This is a genomic window from Dyella sedimenti, assembly GCF_022760995.1.
Classification (GTDB): Bacteria; Pseudomonadota; Gammaproteobacteria; order Xanthomonadales; family Rhodanobacteraceae; genus Dyella; species Dyella sedimenti.
In genome coordinates this window covers 458,327-476,732 of record NZ_JAKWJO010000001.1, presented here as the reverse complement: position 1 = coordinate 476,732, position 18,406 = coordinate 458,327, and the positions used below count along the sequence as shown (strand labels likewise).

At 69.5% G+C, this 18,406-nt stretch carries 9 protein-coding genes; 6 read left to right on the top strand and 3 right to left on the bottom strand.

Going from position 1 to position 18,406, the window contains the following annotated elements; genetic code table 11:
- Positions 1-7: 7 nt before the first annotated feature.
- Positions 8-2,143 carry a RelA/SpoT family protein gene (locus MJ605_RS02055; RefSeq protein WP_243039191.1) on the bottom strand — a complete coding sequence of 712 codons (2,136 nt, stop codon included), beginning with the start codon at positions 2,141-2,143 and terminating at the stop codon, positions 8-10.
- Positions 2,144-2,256: 113 nt separating this feature from the next.
- Here MJ605_RS02055 and MJ605_RS02050 point away from each other — a divergent pair, with 113 nt between their 5' ends.
- On the top strand, positions 2,257-2,733 hold the full coding sequence (locus tag MJ605_RS02050; protein WP_243039190.1) for a hypothetical protein: 477 nt from the start codon (positions 2,257-2,259) through the stop codon (positions 2,731-2,733).
- Between the two features lie 207 nt (positions 2,734-2,940).
- Here MJ605_RS02050 and hrpA read toward each other — a convergent pair whose 3' ends face one another.
- Positions 2,941-7,020, bottom strand: coding sequence for an ATP-dependent RNA helicase HrpA (hrpA, locus tag MJ605_RS02045; protein WP_243039189.1), 4,080 nt, complete (start codon positions 7,018-7,020; stop codon positions 2,941-2,943).
- Between the two features lie 202 nt (positions 7,021-7,222).
- Here hrpA and MJ605_RS02040 point away from each other — a divergent pair, with 202 nt between their 5' ends.
- On the top strand, positions 7,223-7,690 hold the full coding sequence (locus MJ605_RS02040; protein WP_243039188.1) for a Dps family protein: 468 nt from the start codon (positions 7,223-7,225) through the stop codon (positions 7,688-7,690).
- Between the two features lie 108 nt (positions 7,691-7,798).
- Here MJ605_RS02040 and MJ605_RS02035 read toward each other — a convergent pair whose 3' ends face one another.
- Positions 7,799-8,851 carry a class I SAM-dependent methyltransferase gene (locus MJ605_RS02035; RefSeq protein ID WP_243039187.1) on the bottom strand — a complete coding sequence of 351 codons (1,053 nt, stop codon included), beginning with the start codon at positions 8,849-8,851 and terminating at the stop codon, positions 7,799-7,801.
- A 120-nt stretch (positions 8,852-8,971) separates the two neighbouring features.
- Here MJ605_RS02035 and MJ605_RS02030 point away from each other — a divergent pair, with 120 nt between their 5' ends.
- The 4 genes from MJ605_RS02030 to MJ605_RS02015 all read left to right on the top strand — a co-directional run bounded on the left by MJ605_RS02030 (position 8,972) and on the right by MJ605_RS02015 (position 18,293).
- Complete coding sequence (locus tag MJ605_RS02030) at positions 8,972-9,628, top strand: helix-turn-helix transcriptional regulator (protein WP_243039186.1); 657 nt, start codon at positions 8,972-8,974, stop codon at positions 9,626-9,628.
- Positions 9,629-9,950: 322 nt separating this feature from the next.
- A complete protein-coding gene (locus MJ605_RS02025) occupies positions 9,951-12,572 on the top strand; it encodes a glycosyltransferase family 2 protein (protein ID WP_243039185.1) in 2,622 nt (873 codons plus the stop codon).
- A 143-nt stretch (positions 12,573-12,715) separates the two neighbouring features.
- On the top strand, positions 12,716-14,479 hold the full coding sequence (locus MJ605_RS02020) for an autotransporter assembly complex protein TamA (protein ID WP_243039184.1): 1,764 nt from the start codon (positions 12,716-12,718) through the stop codon (positions 14,477-14,479).
- A 10-nt stretch (positions 14,480-14,489) separates the two neighbouring features.
- Positions 14,490-18,293 (top strand): translocation/assembly module TamB domain-containing protein, encoded by a 3,804-nt coding sequence (locus MJ605_RS02015; RefSeq protein ID WP_243039183.1) that lies wholly within the window; start codon positions 14,490-14,492, stop codon positions 18,291-18,293.
- Positions 18,294-18,406 lie beyond the last annotated feature (113 nt).

The window sequence follows — 18,406 nt, the reverse complement described above, 5'->3', positions numbered from 1 at the left end:
CAGGCTCCTAGCCCGTGCCGACGCGGCGCGCGTCGACCACGTTGGGCAGGGCCGCCAGCCGCCCGAGCAGGCCGGAGAGCTGCTCGAAGTCGCGCACGCGCAGGGTGAAGCGCATCTCCACCTCGCCGGTGCGCGAGAACACGCGGCTGGATGAGGCGATGATATGGGCGCTGGCATTGCTGATGAGGCTGGTGACGTCCTTCTGCAGGCCCTTGCGGTCGTAGCCGTGCAGCTCGATGTCAACCTCGTAGGCCTGCGCGGCGGCCTTGCCCCACTCCACCTCGATCACGCGGTCGGGATCGCGCCGGGCCAGCCGGGCCAGACTGGCGCAGTCAGCGCGGTGCACCGACACGCCACGCCCCTTGGTGACGAAGCCGCGCACCGGATCGCCCGGCAGCGGCTGGCAGCAGCGCGCCAGGGTGGTGAGCAGGTTGCCCACGCCCTCGATGCTCAGCGCGCTGTGGTCGCGCGGCGCCTGGCGGGGCGGTGCCGGCGCGGCCGACTGGGTCACCGCCGGCGCGGGCGCCGCCGCTTCCTGCAGCACGCGGGCGACCTGGCCGGGCGCCACTTCGCCCAGCGCCAGCGCGACCAGCAGCTCGTCGTGGGTCTTGAGGTGGAAGTGCGCGGGCAGCTTGCCGAGGTCCGCCGCCGGCAGGGCCAGGCGCCTGATCTCCTTCTCGAAGATGGCGCGGCCGGCGGCCAGGTTGGCGTCGTGCGCGATGCGGCGGAACCAGGCACGCACCTTCTCCCTGGCGCGCGCGGTATGCAAATAGCCGTGGTGCGGCGAGAGCCAGTCGCGGCTGGGCTCGGCCACCTTGGCGGTGAGCACCTCCACGCGGTCGCCGCTGGCGGGCTGGAAGGTCAGCGGCACGATGCGCCCGTTGACCTTGGCGCCACGGCAGCGGTGGCCCACTTCGGTATGCACGTGGTAGGCGAAGTCGAGCACGGTGGCGCCGTGCGGCAGGTCCACCACCTCGCCCTTGGGGGTGAGCACGTAGACGCGATCTTCCAGCAGCTCGGTCTGCAGCTCGGCGGCCAGGTCGCCCTCGCTCTCGGTGCGCGGTTCGAGCAGGCGGCGCATCCAGGCGATCTTCGCCTCGAACTCGCTGTCGCCCGCCCCACCCTCCTTGTAGCGCCAGTGCGCGGCCACGCCGAGCTCGTTGATGCGATGCATCTCGTGGGTGCGGATCTGCACTTCCAGCGTCTTGCCGCGCGGACCGATCACCGCCGTGTGCAGCGAGCGGTAGTCGTTGCCCTTGGGGCGCGCGATGTAGTCGTCGAACTCGCCCGGCAGGTGCGGCCACAGCGTGTGCACCACGCCGAGCGCGGCGTAGCAGTCGGCCACGCTGTCGACCAGCACGCGCACGGCGCGGATGTCGTAGAGATCGGAAAATTCCAGCGACTTGCGCTGCATCTTCTTCCAGATCGAATAGATGTGCTTGGGCCGCCCCGCCAGCTCGGCGCGGATGCCGGCCGCATCCAGCGCCCCCTGCAGCGCGGCGAGCGATTCGCGGATGAAGTCCTCGCGATCGACCCGGCGCTCGTCAAGCAGCTTTGCGATGCGCTTATAGGTGTCCGGCTGCAGGTAGCGGAAGCTCAGGTCCTCCAGCTCCCACTTGAGCTGCCAGATGCCCAGCCGGTTGGCCAGCGGCGCATGGATGTCCCGGGTCAGGCGCGCCAGCGCCTGGCGCTCGCCGTCGGGCAGCGCGCTGGCCGCGCGCATGCGCGCCAGCTGCCGCGCCAGCAGGACGAACACCACGCGCAGGTCGCGGATGATGGCCAGCAGTAGGCGGCGCAGCCCCTCGGCGCCGTGGTCGGCGCCGTGCTGGGCATGCAGCGCCCACACCCGCTCGGCCGCCAGCTGGCCGCCGACCAGGCGCTGCAGCTCGGCCGGCAGGCGCGGCTCGCGCTCGGCCCACCAGGCCGGGTCGGCCTGCGCCGTCTCGAACCACAGCGCCGCGGCCTGAGTCTGCGCATCGCAGCCCAGCATGGCGAGCAGGTCCAGCACGTCCACGCACTCGGCCTGCTTCACCGGCAGCGCCGCGCAGGCGGCCAGCGCCTCGCCCAGCACGGGCGGGACGCTGCCGGCGCGCTCGCGCCATTCGGCGAGACCCGGACTGGTGGGGAGGGCAGCTTGGACCATGCCGCCATTCTAGTGCAGGCGCGCCGCGCGCCCCGCGCCCGCATGAACCGTGGGTTCATGCCGTGTATGCTGCGCCAGCGACGTCTCCTTACCCTTCCCGAGAGGATAGCCCCATGCGTCAGGTCCGCCTGTTGCCGTTGCTGATGAGTGTCGCCCTTGCCATCCCGCTGGCCGCCACGGCCGCCGATCCGTATGTGCCGCTGCAACAGCGCATGACGCCGGAGGAGTTCAAGGCGGCCGGCCTCGACAAGCTCTCGCCCTCGGAACTGAAGAACCTGGATGCCTGGCTGAGCGGCCATGGCAAGGTGGTCACCAAGCTGGTGGACCAGAGCGGCAAGCCGGTGTTCTATCCCGCCAGCGAGAAGGCAGGCCCGGTGAAGGCCCGTGTGCAGGGCACGTTCGCCGGCTTCAACGGCCACGGCGAGTTCGCGCTGGACAATGGCCAGGTATGGAAGCAGGCCGACGAAACCCGCATCGCCTGCGCCACCAGCACCAACCCGCAGGTGACCATCCGCCGCTCGCTGATGGGCAACTGGATGGCGGCAGTGGACGGCTGCGGCGATACCACGGCGGTGGTGCGCGTCAAATAGCCAAAGCGCCCTTGTGGGAGCGCACCCTGTGCGCGACTGGGGCGAAGCGAGAGGTTAGGGATGGGGGATGGATAGTGAGGGCGCCAAGTCCGACGACCTGGAGCCAGATTGCATGTATCGACAAACTTGCGGGCAGGCGCCCTCGCTACTCCCCTAATCCCTCGCTTCGCCCCGTCGCGCACAGGGTGCGCTCCCACATGCTGCTCTCTAGGGGAGACTTTCGAGGGCGCGGGTGAGGCGCTTGGCCGATACCGGCTCGGCGGTCTTCAGCTCCTGCGCGAACAGCGAGACGCGCCATTCCTCGATCAACCAGCGCAGTTCGTCCAGGCCTGGCGTGCCGGCGGCGCGGTGCTTGAGGTAGTCGCGCCAGAACGGCAGCACCTGCAGCATGCGCTGCTGGTCCTTGGCCGGGTCCTGGCGCAGGCGCTCCGCGCGCAGGCGCATCGCCTTCAGGTAGCGCGGATAGTGCGCGAGCCGCGCGGTGGGCAGTTCGCGCAGGAAACCCGGCACCAGCAGCGCCTCGAACTGCTCGCGCAGGTCGTCGTAGCTGGCGCGCGCGAAGCCCATCAGCGGCGGCTGCAGCCAGGGCTTGAGCTCGGCCTGCGCCTCGATGATCGGCTCGGCCAGCTTCAGGCGCTCCACCGCCGCGCCGAACAGTTCGCGCGCGGCCTGCGTGCGCAGGGCTTCGAACGCGCCGGCGGTGCGCACGTCCAATGCATGGCGCTGCAGCAGGTCGGCGAAGCCGCCTTCCACCAGGTCCTCGCGCAGGCCGTCCACGCCGCCGAGCGGGGCATACTTCAGCGCCAATGGATTGCCGATCGGCAAGCGCCGCCGCGCCTGCTTCATGTCGCTGGCCAGGGCGTTGCGCAGCAGGCGCACCACGCCCAGCACATGCGCCTCGCGCGCCTCGTCGCTGCGCTCGAACACGCGCAGGGCCACGGCGTCGCCCAGGTCCACCAGCGCCGGATAAGCCAGCAAGCCACCGGCCGAGCGCACCTGGGCGGGGATTTCCTCGAAATCCCAGCTGGCGATGTCCTCGCGCGTCAACTCGATATCGGTCTTGCGCGAGAACGCCTCGCGCGCCTGGCCTTCCCATTGCGCGCGGATCGCGGCGAGATCGCGGCCGGTGGCTAGCGTCTTGCCGTTCTCGTCATGCAGGCGGTAGCGCATGCGGAAGTGCGCCGGCAATTCCACCGCCTCGAACTCGGCGGCGCCCACCTCCACGCCGGTGGCGCGCTTGAGGAAGGCGGCCAGCGCGCGGGCCAGCGGCTCGTCGCGCGGCGCCTCGGCCTCCACGAAGGCGCGGGCGAAGTCGGGCGCGGGCACGAAGTTGCGGCGCAACGCCTTGGGCAGGCCGCGGATCAGCTCGGCGACTTTTTCCGCCAGCAAGCCGGGCACCAGCCATTCGCAGCGCGCCGCGGGCAAGGCGTTCAACATCGCCAGCGGCAGGTGCAAGGTCACGCCGTCGGCGTCGTCGCCCGGCACGAAACGGTATTCGAGGCGGTATTTCTGCGGCCGCTCCTGCGCCTGCGCCTGCGACGGCAGATCCAACGAGGCCGGGAATGCCCTGGGATCGAGCCCGGCCCCGCCGCTCATCACGTCGTCCAGCGACCAGCGCAGCGCGGCCTGCTCGGCGGGACGCGCCTTGCGGTACCACGCATCGAGCGCGCGACTGTCGGCGATATCCGGTGGCAGCTTGCCTTCGAAGAAGCCCGCCAGTTCGTCCTCGGAACGCAGCAGGCCCTCGCGGCGCTGCTTGGCCTCGATGCCGCGGGCGTCCTCCAGCACGCGCTGGTTGGCGCGAACGAAGTCGGCGCGCGCGTCGATGTCGCCACGCGCCAGCGCCTCGCGCAGGAAGATCTCGTGCGCCAGCGCCGGGTCCTGCTGCTGGAAGGTGCCCGGGCGACGCTCCACCAGGGTGAGCCCGAACAGGCTCACCTGCTCGTAGGCCACCACGTGGCCACGCTTGCGCGACCAGTGCGGGTCGCGCCACGCCGAGCGCAGCAGGTGCGCCGCCTGCTGCTCGATCCACAGCGGCTCGATGCGCGCGCACATCATGCCCCACACGCGCCCGCCCACGTCGAGGATCTGCGCGGCGAAGATCCAGTTCGGCGGCGCCTTGGCCAGCGCCGAGCCGGGGAATACCTGGAAGCGGCGCTCGCGCGTGCTGCGGTAGACGCCTTTCTCGTCCTTGTGGCCGACCTGGGTGGGCAGGCCGGCAAGCAGGCTGCGGTGGAGGGCTTCGTAGAGGCGGTCGGCCTCGCCATCGGCCTGGCCATGCGCGACATGGCTCCGTCCCCTGCCTGCCGGGGAGGGCTGGGCAGGGGCGGACTCTTGCCCCGAACGTTCCGGCAAGAGCTTGCCCGCTCCCGACTTCCCCCTGCGAGCCGGAGGTGGAGTCATTCGTGCGGCCTGGGCAGTGGCGTCCGCTTCACCGCTCTTCCACCCCAACTCCTGCACCACCAGCAGCAACTGCCGGTGCAGTTCGCGCCACTCGCGCATGCGCAGGAAGCTGAGGAAGTGGCGGTTGCACCAGTCGCGCAGCTTCGATTGCGTCAGGTCCTCATGCGCCTTGCCGTATTCGCGCCACAGGTTGAGCACACCCACGAAATCGGACTTGGGATCGGCGAACGCCGCATGCGCCGCATCCGCCTGTTGGCGTGCGTCGGCGGGGCGTTCGCGCGGGTCCTGGATGCTGAGGAAGGACACGATGGCGAGCAGGTCACGCAGGCTATGCAGCTTCTCCGCCTCCACCAGCATGCGCGCCAGCTGCACGTCGATGGGCAGCTTGGCCACGATGCGGCCAATCGGCGTCAGCCGCCTGGCATCGTCGATCGCGGAGATCTCGGCCAGCCGCCGGTAGCCGTCGGCCACCACGCGCGGATCGGGCGCCTCCAGGAACGGGAACTCGTCCACCTCGCCCAGCTGCAACGCGAGCATGCGCAGGATCACGTTGGCCAGCGAGGAACGCAGCAGTTCCGGGTCGGTGTAGGCGGCGCGGCCGTCGTAGTCGACCTCGTCGTAGAGGCGGTAGCACACGCCCGGCCCCACGCGGCCGCAGCGGCCCTTGCGCTGGTCGGCGGCGGCGCGGGAGATCGGCTCCACGTGCAGGCGTTCGAGCTGGCTGCGCTGGCTGTAGCGCTTGACGCGGGCCTGGCCGGTGTCGATGACGTAGCGGATGCGCGGCACGGTCAGCGAGGTCTCGGCCACGTTGGTGGCCAACACCACGCGGCGCTTCGGCCCGGGCTTGAACACGCGGTCCTGGTCGCCGGCGGACAGCCGCGCGTACAGCGGCAGCACTTCCGTCTCGCGGTACTGGCGGCGCGACAGCAGCAGGTGCGCGTCGCGGATCTCGCGCTCGCCCGGCAGGAACACCAGCACGTCGCCGCGCGGGTCGTCGTGGGTGATCTCGTCCAGCACCGCCGCGACGTGCTCGGCACTGCCCTGCTGCAGGTCGCCCGTCTTCTGTCCGCGCCGCGCCGCGACCTCGTCCACCGAACGCCAGCGCACTTCCACCGGATAGGTGCGGCCCTCCACCGACACGATCGGCGCGCCGTCGAAGTGCTCGGCGAAGCGCGCGGTGTCGATGGTGGCCGAGGTGACGATGATCTTCAGCGAGGGCCGCTTCGCCGCCAGCCGCTTGAGATAGCCGAGCAGGAAATCGATGTTGAGGCTGCGCTCGTGCGCCTCGTCGATAATCAGGGTGTCGTAGGCGGAAAGCCAGGGATCGCCCTGCGTCTCGGCCAGCAGGATGCCGTCGGTCATGAACTTGACCAGGGTGCGCTCGGACACCTGGTCGTTGAAGCGCACCTGGAAGCCCACCTGGTCGCCCAGCGCCGTGCCCAGTTCCTCCGCCACGCGGCGCGCCACCGAACGCGCAGCCAGGCGGCGCGGCTGGGTACAGCCGATCATGCCCGCCTCGCCGCGGCCGGCGGCCAGGCACAGCTTGGGCAGCTGGGTGGTCTTGCCCGAACCGGTCTCGCCTGCGATCACCACCACCTGGTGCTTGCGGATCAGCTCGACGATCTCGTCGGCGCGCGCGGTGATCGGCAGCGATTCGTCCAGCCGGATCGCCGGCTTGGCCCCGGCACGGACCTGGCGCCGGGCGCGCGAGGCCTCGACGTCGGCGGCCAGCGCGGTCAGCTTCTTCTCGTCGAAACGGCGCGACAGTTCGCGCCAGCGTCCGAGCAGGCGCCCGTAGTCGCGGCTGGAGACCTCATCGAGCGCCTGGCGCAGCGGACGCAGCCGCGCATCGGGGGCGGTAGGGGACACGGAAGGCGGATTCATCGGACTGCCTATGATAACCGGTGGCCGCGGCAGGTTGTCGCGCGCGGCTCGATAGACCGCCACGGCGCCCGCAACTGGATGCCATGCCTGCCGGCCATAGCCCGGAGCTATCGCCGGCATCGGCACGATTCATTTCCTCATCGTGCCCCGGCTCACTAAGCTGGACCCCAGGTTCCACCCACCATTTCCACAGGAGCAACTCATGGGCATTTCCATCGGCATCGCCAAGAAGGACCGGGAACAGATCGGCCAGCACCTCTCCAAGCTGCTGGCCGACACCTACTCGCTGTACCTGAAGACCCACAGCTTCCACTGGAACATCACCGGCCCGCACTTCAACAGCCTGCACACGATGTTCGAGACGCAGTACAACGAGTTGTGGCTGGCCGCCGACGAAGTGGCCGAGCGCATCCGCACCCTGGACGTGTTCGCGCCTGGCTCTTACAGCCAGTTCGGCAAGCTCACCACCATCAAGGAAGAATCCGGCGTACCCGACTGGAAGGAGATGGTGAGCCAGTTGGTCGAGGGCCACGAGATCGCCGCGCACACCGCGCGCGAGGTGATCAAGGCGGCCGACGCGGCCGGCGACGAGGGCACCGCCGACATGGTGACGGGCCGACTGAAGGAGCACGAGAAGACCGCTTGGATGCTGCGTTCGCTGTTGAAGTAAACGCGCCGGCCGTTTCCCATCGCGCCCGGCCATCCTCGCCGTCATTTCGGCCCGCGCCGGAATGACGGCGAGGGATGCCCCGGGCCCTTGGCGTTGCCGTAGACGCGGTCAGGGTCGCGCCTCCAGCACGAGATTGAACGGCGTCTCGGCCGCACGGCGGAATCGATGGAAGCCGCCGCCCTCCATCATCACCTCGCGCAGCCTGGCCTCGCCCGCCTGCGCGCCCAGCGCGGGGCCGTGGCGCGCCAGCGACACCGGCACGCAGATCTGCGTGGAGGCACCGAAATACACGCGCCCCACGGGATTGAGGTTGTCCTGCAACCGGTCGCCCGCGAATGGCTCCACCACCATGCAGCTGCCGTCCGGCTTGAGCGCCTCGCGCGCGTGGCGGGCCACGCCGACCGGGTCGCCCATGTCATGCAGGCAATCGAAGAAGGCGATCAGGTCGAAATCCCGTCCCGGATAGCCGGTCGCGTCCGCCACCTCGAACGAAGCGTTCGCCACACCCGCGGCCTTGGCGCGCTCGCGCGCCACGTCGATGGACGGGGCATGGTAGTCGTAGCCGACGAACTCGGCGGCGGGAAATGCCTGGGCCATCAGCAAGGTGCTGGCACCATGCCCGCAGCCCACGTCCGCCGCCCGGCCGCCGCGCCGGAGCTTGTCCACCACGCCGTCCAGGGCCGGCAGCCAGGCATCGAGCAGGTGGGCGTGGTAGCCGGCGCGGAAGAAGCGCTCGGTGCCGCGGAACAGGCAGGGATGATGCTCGCCCCACTCCATGCCCTCGCCGTTGCGGAAATGCGCCAGCGTGCGCTCCTTGGCGTGGAAGATCGCCTCGACGATGGCATAGGCGCCCGGCAGGTCCACCGGCCCATGGGGATCGGCCAGGCATAGCGCCTGCTCCTCGCTGAGGCCGTAGGTGCCGCTGGCCTCGTCGTACTCGACGTAGCCACCCGCCGCCTGGTTGCCCAGCCACTCGCGCACATAGCGCTCGTGCGTGCCGGTGCGCTCGGCCAGTTGCGCCGGCGTCAGCCGCTGGCCCGCGAGCGCCTTGTACAGGCCCAGCTCGTCGCCGACCTGGACGAGCGTGGCGCTGATCGCCGCGCCCAGGTCGCCAACCGCCTTGCCCAGGAAAGCCTGGAGCCGCTGTTCGTCGATGGCCATGGCATCGCGCCTCAAGGGCAGTGGAGTAGGATGGGTGCTCCTGCATACGCCACCGGCGGCTTGCATGCCTGTCCCATACTGGACAGCGCGAAAGCACTAGGCCGGTTGCGGGAGGCCGCCATGCCACCGTCGCGACGCCCGCCCGCAGGGGAAACCCGCAAGCCCGCCACGCGGCGCGTCGGCTTGCGCGCAACACTGTTGCGCCAGTTGCTCGACCAGTGCCTGCCCGGCGTGATCCTCACCGACGCCCAGGCGCGGCCCTGCTATGCCAACCGCGCGGCGCGCGAGCTGCTGTCCCGGCAGGATGGCCTGGCCGTTGGCCCGGCGGGGCTGATCGCGGCCACCGCCGCCGACACCCATCGCCTGCGCCATGCCCTGGCCCTGATGGCCGCCACGGGGGAGCCCCGCGATGACCAATCCTCCACGGTACGCTACCTGGGGCTGACCCGCCGCGCACGGCGCGCGACGCCCCTGCTGCTGCGGTTGTCGCCCCTGGCCGGCCCACCGCCACGGATAGCGGTCTTCATCACGGCACCTGAACATTTCCTGCCCATCCCGCGCGAGGCGCTCGCCGTGGCCTTCGGCCTGACACCACGCGAAGCGGCCCTGGCCGGCATGCTCGCCGATGGGCATGAACTGCGCGACTGCGCCCGCCTGCTCGCCATGGGCGAAGGCACCGCGCGTAATCACCTCAAGCATGTCTTCGAGAAAACCGTCAAGCACAGCCAGGCCGCGCTGGTGGCGGAACTGTGCCGCTGGGCGGGACCATGCCGCTGACGGCGGCGCGAGGCGCCTCCGCCCTGACCTTGCGCTGACCATCCCGGGCCGCCTCAGATTGAGCCGAATGCGCTCCATGGTTAAGCTCTTAACGCTTTTCCGCTTTTCGGCCTCGTGTGAGGCAGCCCACGGGGACCGTTTTGAGCGCGACATCGACTAAGAGTCCGGCTTTATATTGCAAGTACCTGGCAGGCGTTCAAGCAAGCCCCTGCGGGCCGAAGCTGTTTGCCCATGGGGCGGCATCGCCCGCCGCGCGGACGCACGTCCCCTCACGCCTCCTTGCCCTGCGCGCAAACGGCTCCCGGCGCGAGGCACCTGGGACATGAGGCCGGATTCCCAACGCGACAGCCGGCATCCGCTGCTTGCGGCCATCGTGCTCGCCCTGGTCGTGGCGGCCATGAACATCGGGTTGTGGTGGTGGAGCAACCTGCCGCACGGCCCGGAGGACTGGCAAGGCCCGATCGGCGGTTTCGCCCTGTCCGCCTTCCAGCGCTACCAGAACCCCCTGAAGAACGACTTCCCGTCCGACGACGAGATCGATGGCGACCTCAAGCTGATCAAGCGCTACAGCGCGCGCATCCGCACCTACTCGACCCTGCTCAATCCGCAGACCTACCGCCTGGCGGACAAGGAAGGACTGCAGGTGATGGCCGGCGCCTGGGTCGATCGCCGGCTGGACAACAACGAGAAGGAGATCGAGACGCTGATCGCCCAGGCGCGGCGCTACCCCAACTCGATCCAGCGCGTGATCGTCGGCAACGAGGTGCTGTTCCGCAACGACATCCCGCCCGAGCAGTTGATGGCCTATGCCGACCGCGTGCGCGCCGCGATCCACCAGCCGGTGTCGATCGCCGAGCCGTGGCACATCTGGGCCAAGTATCCCGAGCTGGCCGAGCACGTGGACTTCATCACCGTGCACCTGTTCCCGTACTGGAACGGCATCGCGGTCACCGGCTCGGGCCGCGGCCTGGAGGCCTTTCCGGCGGTGGCCGACGCGCTGGGCAGCTACGAGGCGCTCAAGAAGATGTTCCCCGGCAAGCCGGTGGTGATCGGCGAGATCGGCTGGCCCTCCAATGGCGACCGCTACAAGTACGCCGACCCCTCGGTGTCGAACGAGGCGATCTTCCTGCGCACCTGGTTCAACGAGGCGAAGAAGCGCGACATCGACTACTACGTGATGGAGGCGTTCGACCAGCCCTGGAAGGAGAAGCTCTCCGGCCGCACCGAAGCCTACTGGGGCATGTTCAACGCCGATCGCCAGCCGAAGTTCCCGTTCACCGGCCCGGTGACCGAGGACACCGCCTGGCCCTGGAAGGCGCTGGCGGCCAGCCTGCTGGCGCTGCTGCCGATGGTCTGGTTCGCGCGTCACTACAGCCGCTTCAAGCTGATGGGCCGGCTGTTCTTCTGCGCGCTGATCCAGCTGGCGTGCGGTCTGATCGTGTGGTCGGCCACGCTGCCGTTCAACTTCTACCTGAGCTGGATCGACTGGACCATGCTGGTGCTGCTGTTCCCGGCCCAGATCGCGATCCTCGCCATCCTGCTCATCAACGGCTTCGAGTTCACCGAGGTGCTGTGGCGCCGCAGCTGGGTGCGCCACGCCGGCCTGCTCGCGCCCGATCCGGTGGAGAAACAGCCGTTCGTGTCGATCCACCTGGCCTGCTACAACGAGCCGCCGGAGATGGTCATCGTCACGCTCGACTCGCTGGCCGCGCTCGACTACGAGAACTACGAAGTCCTGGTGATCGACAACAACACCAAGGACCCGGCGATCTGGCAGCCGGTGCAGGCCTACTGCGAGAAGCTGGGCAGCAAGTTCCGCTTCTTCCACCTGGAGCCGTGGCCTGGTTTCAAGGCCGGCGCGCTGAACTTCGGCCTGAAGGAAACCGACCCGCGCGCCGACGTGGTGGCGGTGATCGACGCCGACTACGTGGTGCGGCGGGACTGGCTGGCCTCGCTGACCGGCTACTTCCACGACCCGAAGGTGGCCGTGGTGCAGTGCCCGCAGGCGCACCGCGACTTCGAGCACAACCGCTTCCGCCGCATGACCGCATGGGAATACGACGGCTTCTTCCGCATCGGCATGCACCATCGCAACGAGCGCAACGCCATCATCCAGCACGGCACCATGACCATGGTGCGCCGCTCGGCGCTGGAAGGCACCGGCGGCTGGTCGGAGTGGACCATCTGCGAGGACGCCGAGCTGGGCCTGCGCCTGATGCATGCCGGCTACGAGCTGGTCTACGTCGACGAGCTGATGGGCAAGGGCCTCACCCCGGCCGACTTCAAGGCGTACAAGAGCCAGCGCTACCGCTGGGCCTTCGGCGCCATGCAGATCCTCAAGGGTCGCTGGGACTGGATGACCAGGAAGGGCCCGCTCTCGGGTGGCCAGCGCTTCCACTTCCTCACCGGCTGGTTCAGCTGGTTCGCCGATGCACTGCACCTGATCTTCACCCTGATGGCGATCTTCTGGACGGCGGGCATGGTGGCGTTCCCCACCATCTTCAGCCTGCCGATGCAGCTGTTCCTGATCCCGGTGATCGGCTTCTTCTTCGCCAAGGCGATCTTCGGCATCGTGCTGTACCGCGCCCGCGTCCCCTGCGGCTGGTACGACACGCTGATGGCGTCGCTGGCCAGCATGAGCCTGTCGCATGCCATCGCACGCGGCATCCTGCACGGCCTCACCCGCGAGAAGACCTCGTTCGTGGTGACTGCCAAGAGCCGCCGCCTGGGCGGCAGCAACTTCGCCGCCTTCGCGCCGGTGCGCGAAGAGTTCCTGATGGCCATCGCCCTGCTCGGCTGCATCGTCGGCATGGCGCTGCGCTTCGGCACGCACTACGTGGAAGGCACGCTGTGGATGTTCATCCTGGCGGCGCAGTCGATTCCCTACGTGTCGGCGGTGATCGGCGCGTGGATCGCGCACAAGGCGGGCGACAAGACGGGCTGACGGTCCACGCGGCATCCCACCGCATGGCCGGCATGACGACAGGACCTTCGTTCATCGGCCTCCCATGAACGATCGGCTAAGCTTGGGCCGCACGTGTCGCCTGCGCGTGCAAGCCTTTCCTTCCAGGATGGAATCAGGACCGCATGCGCCGACTTCGACGCCTGACGCTGCTGCTGCCATTGCTGCTGGCCCCCTGGCTGGCGCATGCGGGCGTGCAGCTGGTGGTGGATGGCGTGGACGATCCGCTCAAGCTGGCGGTCAGCTCCGGCGTGGCCATCGCGCAGTACGCCAACCGCGACGTGACCGAGGCGCAGGTGCGTCGCCTCTACCAGCAGGCGCTGGACCAGGCCAGGAGTTCGCTGGAGCCCTACGGCTACTACGAGGCCCAGGTGCGGGGCCAGCTCGATCCGGTGGGCGAGAACTGGCGCGTCACTCTGCACGTGACGCCCGGCGCGCCGGTCACGGTCACGACGGTGGACCTGAAGCTCGACGCCACCGCCTCGGCCATTCCCGCGATCCGGCGCGCTCAGCGCGGCATCGAGAAGCTCAAGGGACAGGCGCTCGACCACGGCGAGTACGACGCGGCGCGCGACGCGCTGAGCGGCGCGCTCACCGCCAATGGCTTCCTCGATGCGAAGCTGCTTACCCACCGCGTGGAAGTGAATCGCGCCGAACGCAGCGCCGCCATTCACCTGGCCTGGCAGGCCGGCCCGCGCTACCGCTTCGGCGACGTGCATTTCGAGGGTTCGCAGTTCAAGCCCGGCTTCCTGCGGCGCTACCTGCCGTTCAAGCGCGGCGACTATTTCTCGCAGGACAAGCTGCTGCAACTGCAGCAGGCGCTGAACGGCGCCGACTACTTCGCGGTGGTCAACGTGCTGCCCGACGTGGACGAGAAGAAGGACGGCGAGGTCGACGTGAAGGTGGAACTGATGCCGGCCAAGCGCACCATCTATACCGGCGGCCCGTTCATCGGCACCGACACCGGCTTCGGCGTTCGCGGCGGCATGGAGCGGCGCTGGGTGAACCGCAGCGGCCACAAGTGGAAGAACGAGGTGGTGCTGGCTCAGAACCTCAAGACGCTGTCCACGCTCTACAGCGTGCCCCTGCCCGGCATCCACCAGCGCAGCCTCAACTACGGCGCCACCTACCGCGATTCGGACACCGACACCTCGCACTCCAAGACGCTGGAGCTGGTGGCCAACGAGACGCGCGAATGGCATGGCTGGGTGCGCACCATCGGCCTGCATGCGCTGGACGGCACCTTCACCGTCGGCCAGAAGAACAACGAGCCGGACACGGCGCCTGGGGTCGACCACGGCCGCAGCAACCTGCTCTATCCGGAAATCTCGCTGTCGCGCAAATCCGGCGACAACCCGATCTTCGTGCGCAACGGCTGGTCGCTCACCTTCGCCGCGCGCGGCACCGTGGGCTCGCTGCTGTCCGACGCCAACTTCAGCCAGGTGACGGCGGACGCGAAGTGGATCGACTCGTTCTGGGGCAACAACCGCCTGATCCTGCGCGGCTCGGCGGGCATGACCTGGACCAACGACTTCAGCGACCTGCCGCCGCAGTTGCGATTCTTCGCCGGCGGCGACCGCTCGGTGCGCGGCTACGGCTACCAGAGCATCGGTCCCAAGAACGCCTATGGCCGCGTGATCGGCGGCAAGAACCTCCTGGTCGGCAGCACCGAGGTGGAACACTACTTCACCCGCAACTGGGGCATGGCGGCCTTCGTCGATGCGGGCAACGCCTACGACGGCACCGACTACCGCCCCAAGATCGGCGCGGGCCTCGGCGTACGCTGGCTATCGCCGGTGGGTATGATCCGGGTGGACGTGGGCACGCCGGTGCACAACCCCGACAAGCACGGCCTGGAACTCCACGTCGTGATCGGCCCGGATCTCTGACGAATACGCGATGCCTACCGCCGCGCCCGCTCCTGCCCCTGCCGCCCCGCCCAAGCCGCGACGTCGCTGGCTGCGCTGGATCGTGCTGCCGCTGCTTGCCCTGGCCTGCCTGCTAGTGGTGGCCGTCGGCTGGCTGGCCGGCACCGCCCCGGGCCTGCGCTTCGCGCTGACGCGCGCCGAGGGCCTCACCCACGGCGCACTCACCGTGCAGTCGGCGCAGGGCCGCCTGCTCGGCCCGCTGGACCTCGCCGGCCTGCGCTATGCCGACGGCAGCGGACTCGAGGTGAAGGTAGCCAGGGCGCACCTGGACCTGCGCGCGCGGTCGCTGCTGCGCAAGCGGCTGCACGTGCTCGACCTGCAGGCCGATGGCGTCGAGGTGGCGCTGCCCAGGCCTGCGCCGGAAACGCCGGAAAGCGAAGGCGGTTTTTCCTGGCAGCCGCCGTTCGACATGCTGCTCGACCGCGCGCACATAGGCACGGTCAGGATCAGCCAGGATGGCCAACCGCTGTTCGCTTCGAATACGCTGGACCTGGCCGGCAGCTGGACCGGCCGCGGCATCGAACTGCACCAGTTGGCGTTGCGCGCCCCCGACGGCCATGTCGATCTGCACGGTTCGCTGGTGATGGCGGGCAACTACAACGGCGACAGCCGGGCCGGGTTCGCCTGGACCCTTGCCAGTACCACCTATGCCGGCGAACTGGCCGCCCACGGCGACGGCAAGCTCGCCCGGCTGGACCTGCAACTGACCCAGCCCATGCCGGCCCGTCTGCAATTGCAGCTGGCGCAAGATGGCGACTATGCATGGACGGCGCGCCTCGACGCGCCGCGCTTCGATCCCAAGCCGCTGCTCGGCAACGGTTCGCTCAGCGCTCTCGCGGTGGCACTGCAGGGCCGGGGCGATCGCCATGGCGGCACGCTCGACGGCACGCTTGGCCTCAACGATATCGCGCTGCGCCTGCATCCGCTCAGCGCGCGCTTCAGCGACGACTACGGCACGCTCACGCTGCAGCAGTTGCAACTGGGCTCGGCCCAGTACAAGGGCGATGTCAGCGCGCGGGGCACCGTGCAACTGGATGCCAAGCCGCTGTCGGCGGACCTCACGGTGGAGTGGAAGGACCTCGAACTGCCCGAGCAGTTGGCAGGGCAGCTCTTGCAAAGCCATGGCAGCCTGCATGCCAAGGGCAGCACCGACCGCTTCCACGCCGAGGGCGCGCTGGCCATCGGCGCGCCCGGCCAGCTTGCCGACGTGACGCTGGACCTGGATGGCACGCCCAGGCAGATCGACCTGCATGCGCTCACCATCAAGCAGCCACAGGGACAGCTGGAAACCAAGGGTTCGCTGATCCTGCAACCCGCGCTGGCCTGGCAGTTGCAAGCGACCGCCCATCGGTTCGATCCCGGCCAGTTGCTGGCGCAATGGCATGGCTCGCTGGATGCCGACATCGCCTCGCAGGGATCGCTGCCGCAGGACCACCCGGCGGACGTCACGCTGGAGATCCGCCAGTTGGAAGGCAGGCTGCGCGACCGCGCGGTGCACGGCGACGGCAAGCTGCACCTGGCGCCGGAAGAGGTGGTGGACGGCAAGCTGCACCTGGCTTCCGGTGGCAGCAGCGTGCAGATCGACGCCAGGCCGGGGGCCAGCAACAACATCGTCCTCACGCTCGCCGTGGCGTCGCTGGGCGACTGGCTGCCGGATGCCGCCGGACGCCTGCAGGGCAGCGTGCTGGTCACCGGCAGGCTGCCGAAGCCCGCGGCGGACGCCCATCTCGACGGCAGCGCGCTGAGCTATGCCGGACAGCGCATCGACCATCTGCGCCTGCTGGCCAACGTGCCGGACATCAGCCACCCCGGCGGCAAGCTCGACCTGCGCGCCACCGGCGTGGATGCCGGCGGCCTCGCCTTCACCCAGGTGAACCTGCGCGGCGACGGCACGGCCGAGCGCCACAGCCTCACCCTCGATGCGCGCGGCTCGCCGCTATCCACCGAGCTGGCCCTGAGCGGCGGCCTCAAGGGCAAGGCCTGGAACGGCAGCTTGTCCACGCTGAACATCGATCTGGCCGGCCTGCCCCGCTGGCGGCTGCAGCAGGCCACCGCGCTGTCCTACGACGATGGCGCGATGAGCCTCGCCGAGCTTTGCCTGACCGCCGGCGAGCCCCTGCTGTGCGCCGCTGCCAGGCAGGACAAGGCCGGCAACCTGGACGCCAGCTACCGGCTGCGCAACCTGCCGATCGCGCTGCTGCTGAGCGCGGCCAGCACGGCCAAGGTGCCGATGCGCGTGGAAGGCACGCTGGAAGGCGACGGCAGCATCCGCCGCAACGCGGCCGGCGCACTCGGCGGTTCCGCCTCCATCGCCTCCGCGCGCGGCTCCATCGCCTACGCCGACCATCCCGACGAGCCGCTGGTCACCTACGACAACCTCTCGCTGCAGGCGCAGCTCAGTCCGTCCAGCCAGCACCTCACCCTGCATGCCGGGCTGACCGACAACGGCCGCCTGGATGGCGACGTCACCCTCAGCGGCGCGCAGCAGGCCCTGGGCGGGCGGGTTTCCCTGCGTGTGAACAACCTCGCCCTGCTGGAGGTATTCACCACCGAGGTGGTCAACCCGAAGGGTGCCGTGCATGGCGACTTCACGCTGGGCGGAACGCTGTCGCAACCGGCCGTCCAGGGCCAGGCAGGCGTCAGCGAACTCGCCGCCGAGATCCCCGCGCTGGGCCTGAAGCTGAGCCAGGGCCGCCTCGCCGTGGCCACCACCGACGCCCGGCATTTCCAGTTGGATGGCGCGCTGCGCTCGGGCGACGGCAACCTGCTGCTGCAGGGTACCGCCACACTCGGCGACGACGCGCAAAGCGTGCTGACGGTGAAGGGCAGCCAGTTCAAGGCGATCGACATCCCGGCCGCCAAGGTGGTCGTCTCGCCGGACCTCGCCGTGCGCCATGGCGCGCAGGGGCTGGACATCACCGGCCGCGTCGGCCTGGACAGCGCCGACGTAAACTTCGACAAGCTGCCCGGCGCCGGCGCCACCAAGGCGTCGCCGGACGTGGTGGTGGTGGACGAGAAGCAGCAGGAGGAACAGGCCAGCCAGATGCCCATCACCGCCACCGTCACCGTCGACCTGGGCAAGAAGGCGCACCTGGTCGGCATGGGCCTGGACGGCAGCCTGCACGGCCAGCTGGTGGTGAGCGAGCGCCCCGGCCGCGCCACCACCGGCCAGGGCCAGATCCAGGTGGACGGCACCTACAAGGCTTACGGCCAGAACCTGCAGATCGAGCGCGGCCAGCTGCTGTTCGCCACCACGCCGGTCGACAATCCGGGCCTCAACATCCGCGCCGTGCGCAAGCTCAACCCCAACGCCACCATCGACGACGGCCAGCAGGTGGGCCTCAACATCGCCGGCACCGCGCAGCGCCCCGTGCTCACCGTGTTCTCGCAACCGGTGATGGAACAGTCCGACGCGCTGTCCTACCTGGTCACCGGCAAGCCGCTGTCGCAGGTGAAGGGCGGCGAAGGCAACATGGTGAGCGCGGCGGCGCAGGCGCTGGGCTCGGCCACCGGCAACCTGCTGGCCAAGAGCATCGGCTCGCGCCTGGGCGTGGACGACATCGGGGTCAGCAGCAGCGACGCCTTGAACGGCAGCTCCGCCTTCACCGTGGGCAAGTACCTGTCGCCACGCCTGTACCTGAGCTACGGCGTGGGCCTGTTCGATCCCGGCCAGGTCATCACCCTGCGCTACCACCTCAATGCCCGCTGGAACTTCGAGGCGCAGAACGCCACCGATTTCAGCCGTGCCAGCCTCAATTACCGCTACGAGCGCTGAGCCCCCCGCTCCTACAGGATGGCAAGGAGGAACCCGCCTCCCGCGGAGCCGGCCGGTGCAGTGTCGCCGCCCGCATGGCCCATAGGTCATGCCCATGCCCGGGCGGCATGGGA

Excerpts from the sequence above, each read along its gene's own strand:
- MJ605_RS02055 (WP_243039191.1), bottom strand. The coding sequence starts at position 2,143 with ATGGTCCAAGCTGCCCTCCCCACCAGTCCGGGTCTCGCCGAATGGCGC.
- MJ605_RS02050 (WP_243039190.1), top strand. The coding sequence starts at position 2,257 with ATGCGTCAGGTCCGCCTGTTGCCGTTGCTGATGAGTGTCGCCCTTGCC.
- hrpA (WP_243039189.1), bottom strand. The coding sequence starts at position 7,020 with ATGAATCCGCCTTCCGTGTCCCCTACCGCCCCCGATGCGCGGCTGCGT.
- MJ605_RS02040 (WP_243039188.1), top strand. The coding sequence starts at position 7,223 with ATGGGCATTTCCATCGGCATCGCCAAGAAGGACCGGGAACAGATCGGC.
- MJ605_RS02035 (WP_243039187.1), bottom strand. The coding sequence starts at position 8,851 with ATGGCCATCGACGAACAGCGGCTCCAGGCTTTCCTGGGCAAGGCGGTT.
- MJ605_RS02030 (WP_243039186.1), top strand. The coding sequence starts at position 8,972 with ATGCCACCGTCGCGACGCCCGCCCGCAGGGGAAACCCGCAAGCCCGCC.
- MJ605_RS02025 (WP_243039185.1), top strand. The coding sequence starts at position 9,951 with ATGAGGCCGGATTCCCAACGCGACAGCCGGCATCCGCTGCTTGCGGCC.
- MJ605_RS02020 (WP_243039184.1), top strand. The coding sequence starts at position 12,716 with ATGCGCCGACTTCGACGCCTGACGCTGCTGCTGCCATTGCTGCTGGCC.
- MJ605_RS02015 (WP_243039183.1), top strand. The coding sequence starts at position 14,490 with ATGCCTACCGCCGCGCCCGCTCCTGCCCCTGCCGCCCCGCCCAAGCCG.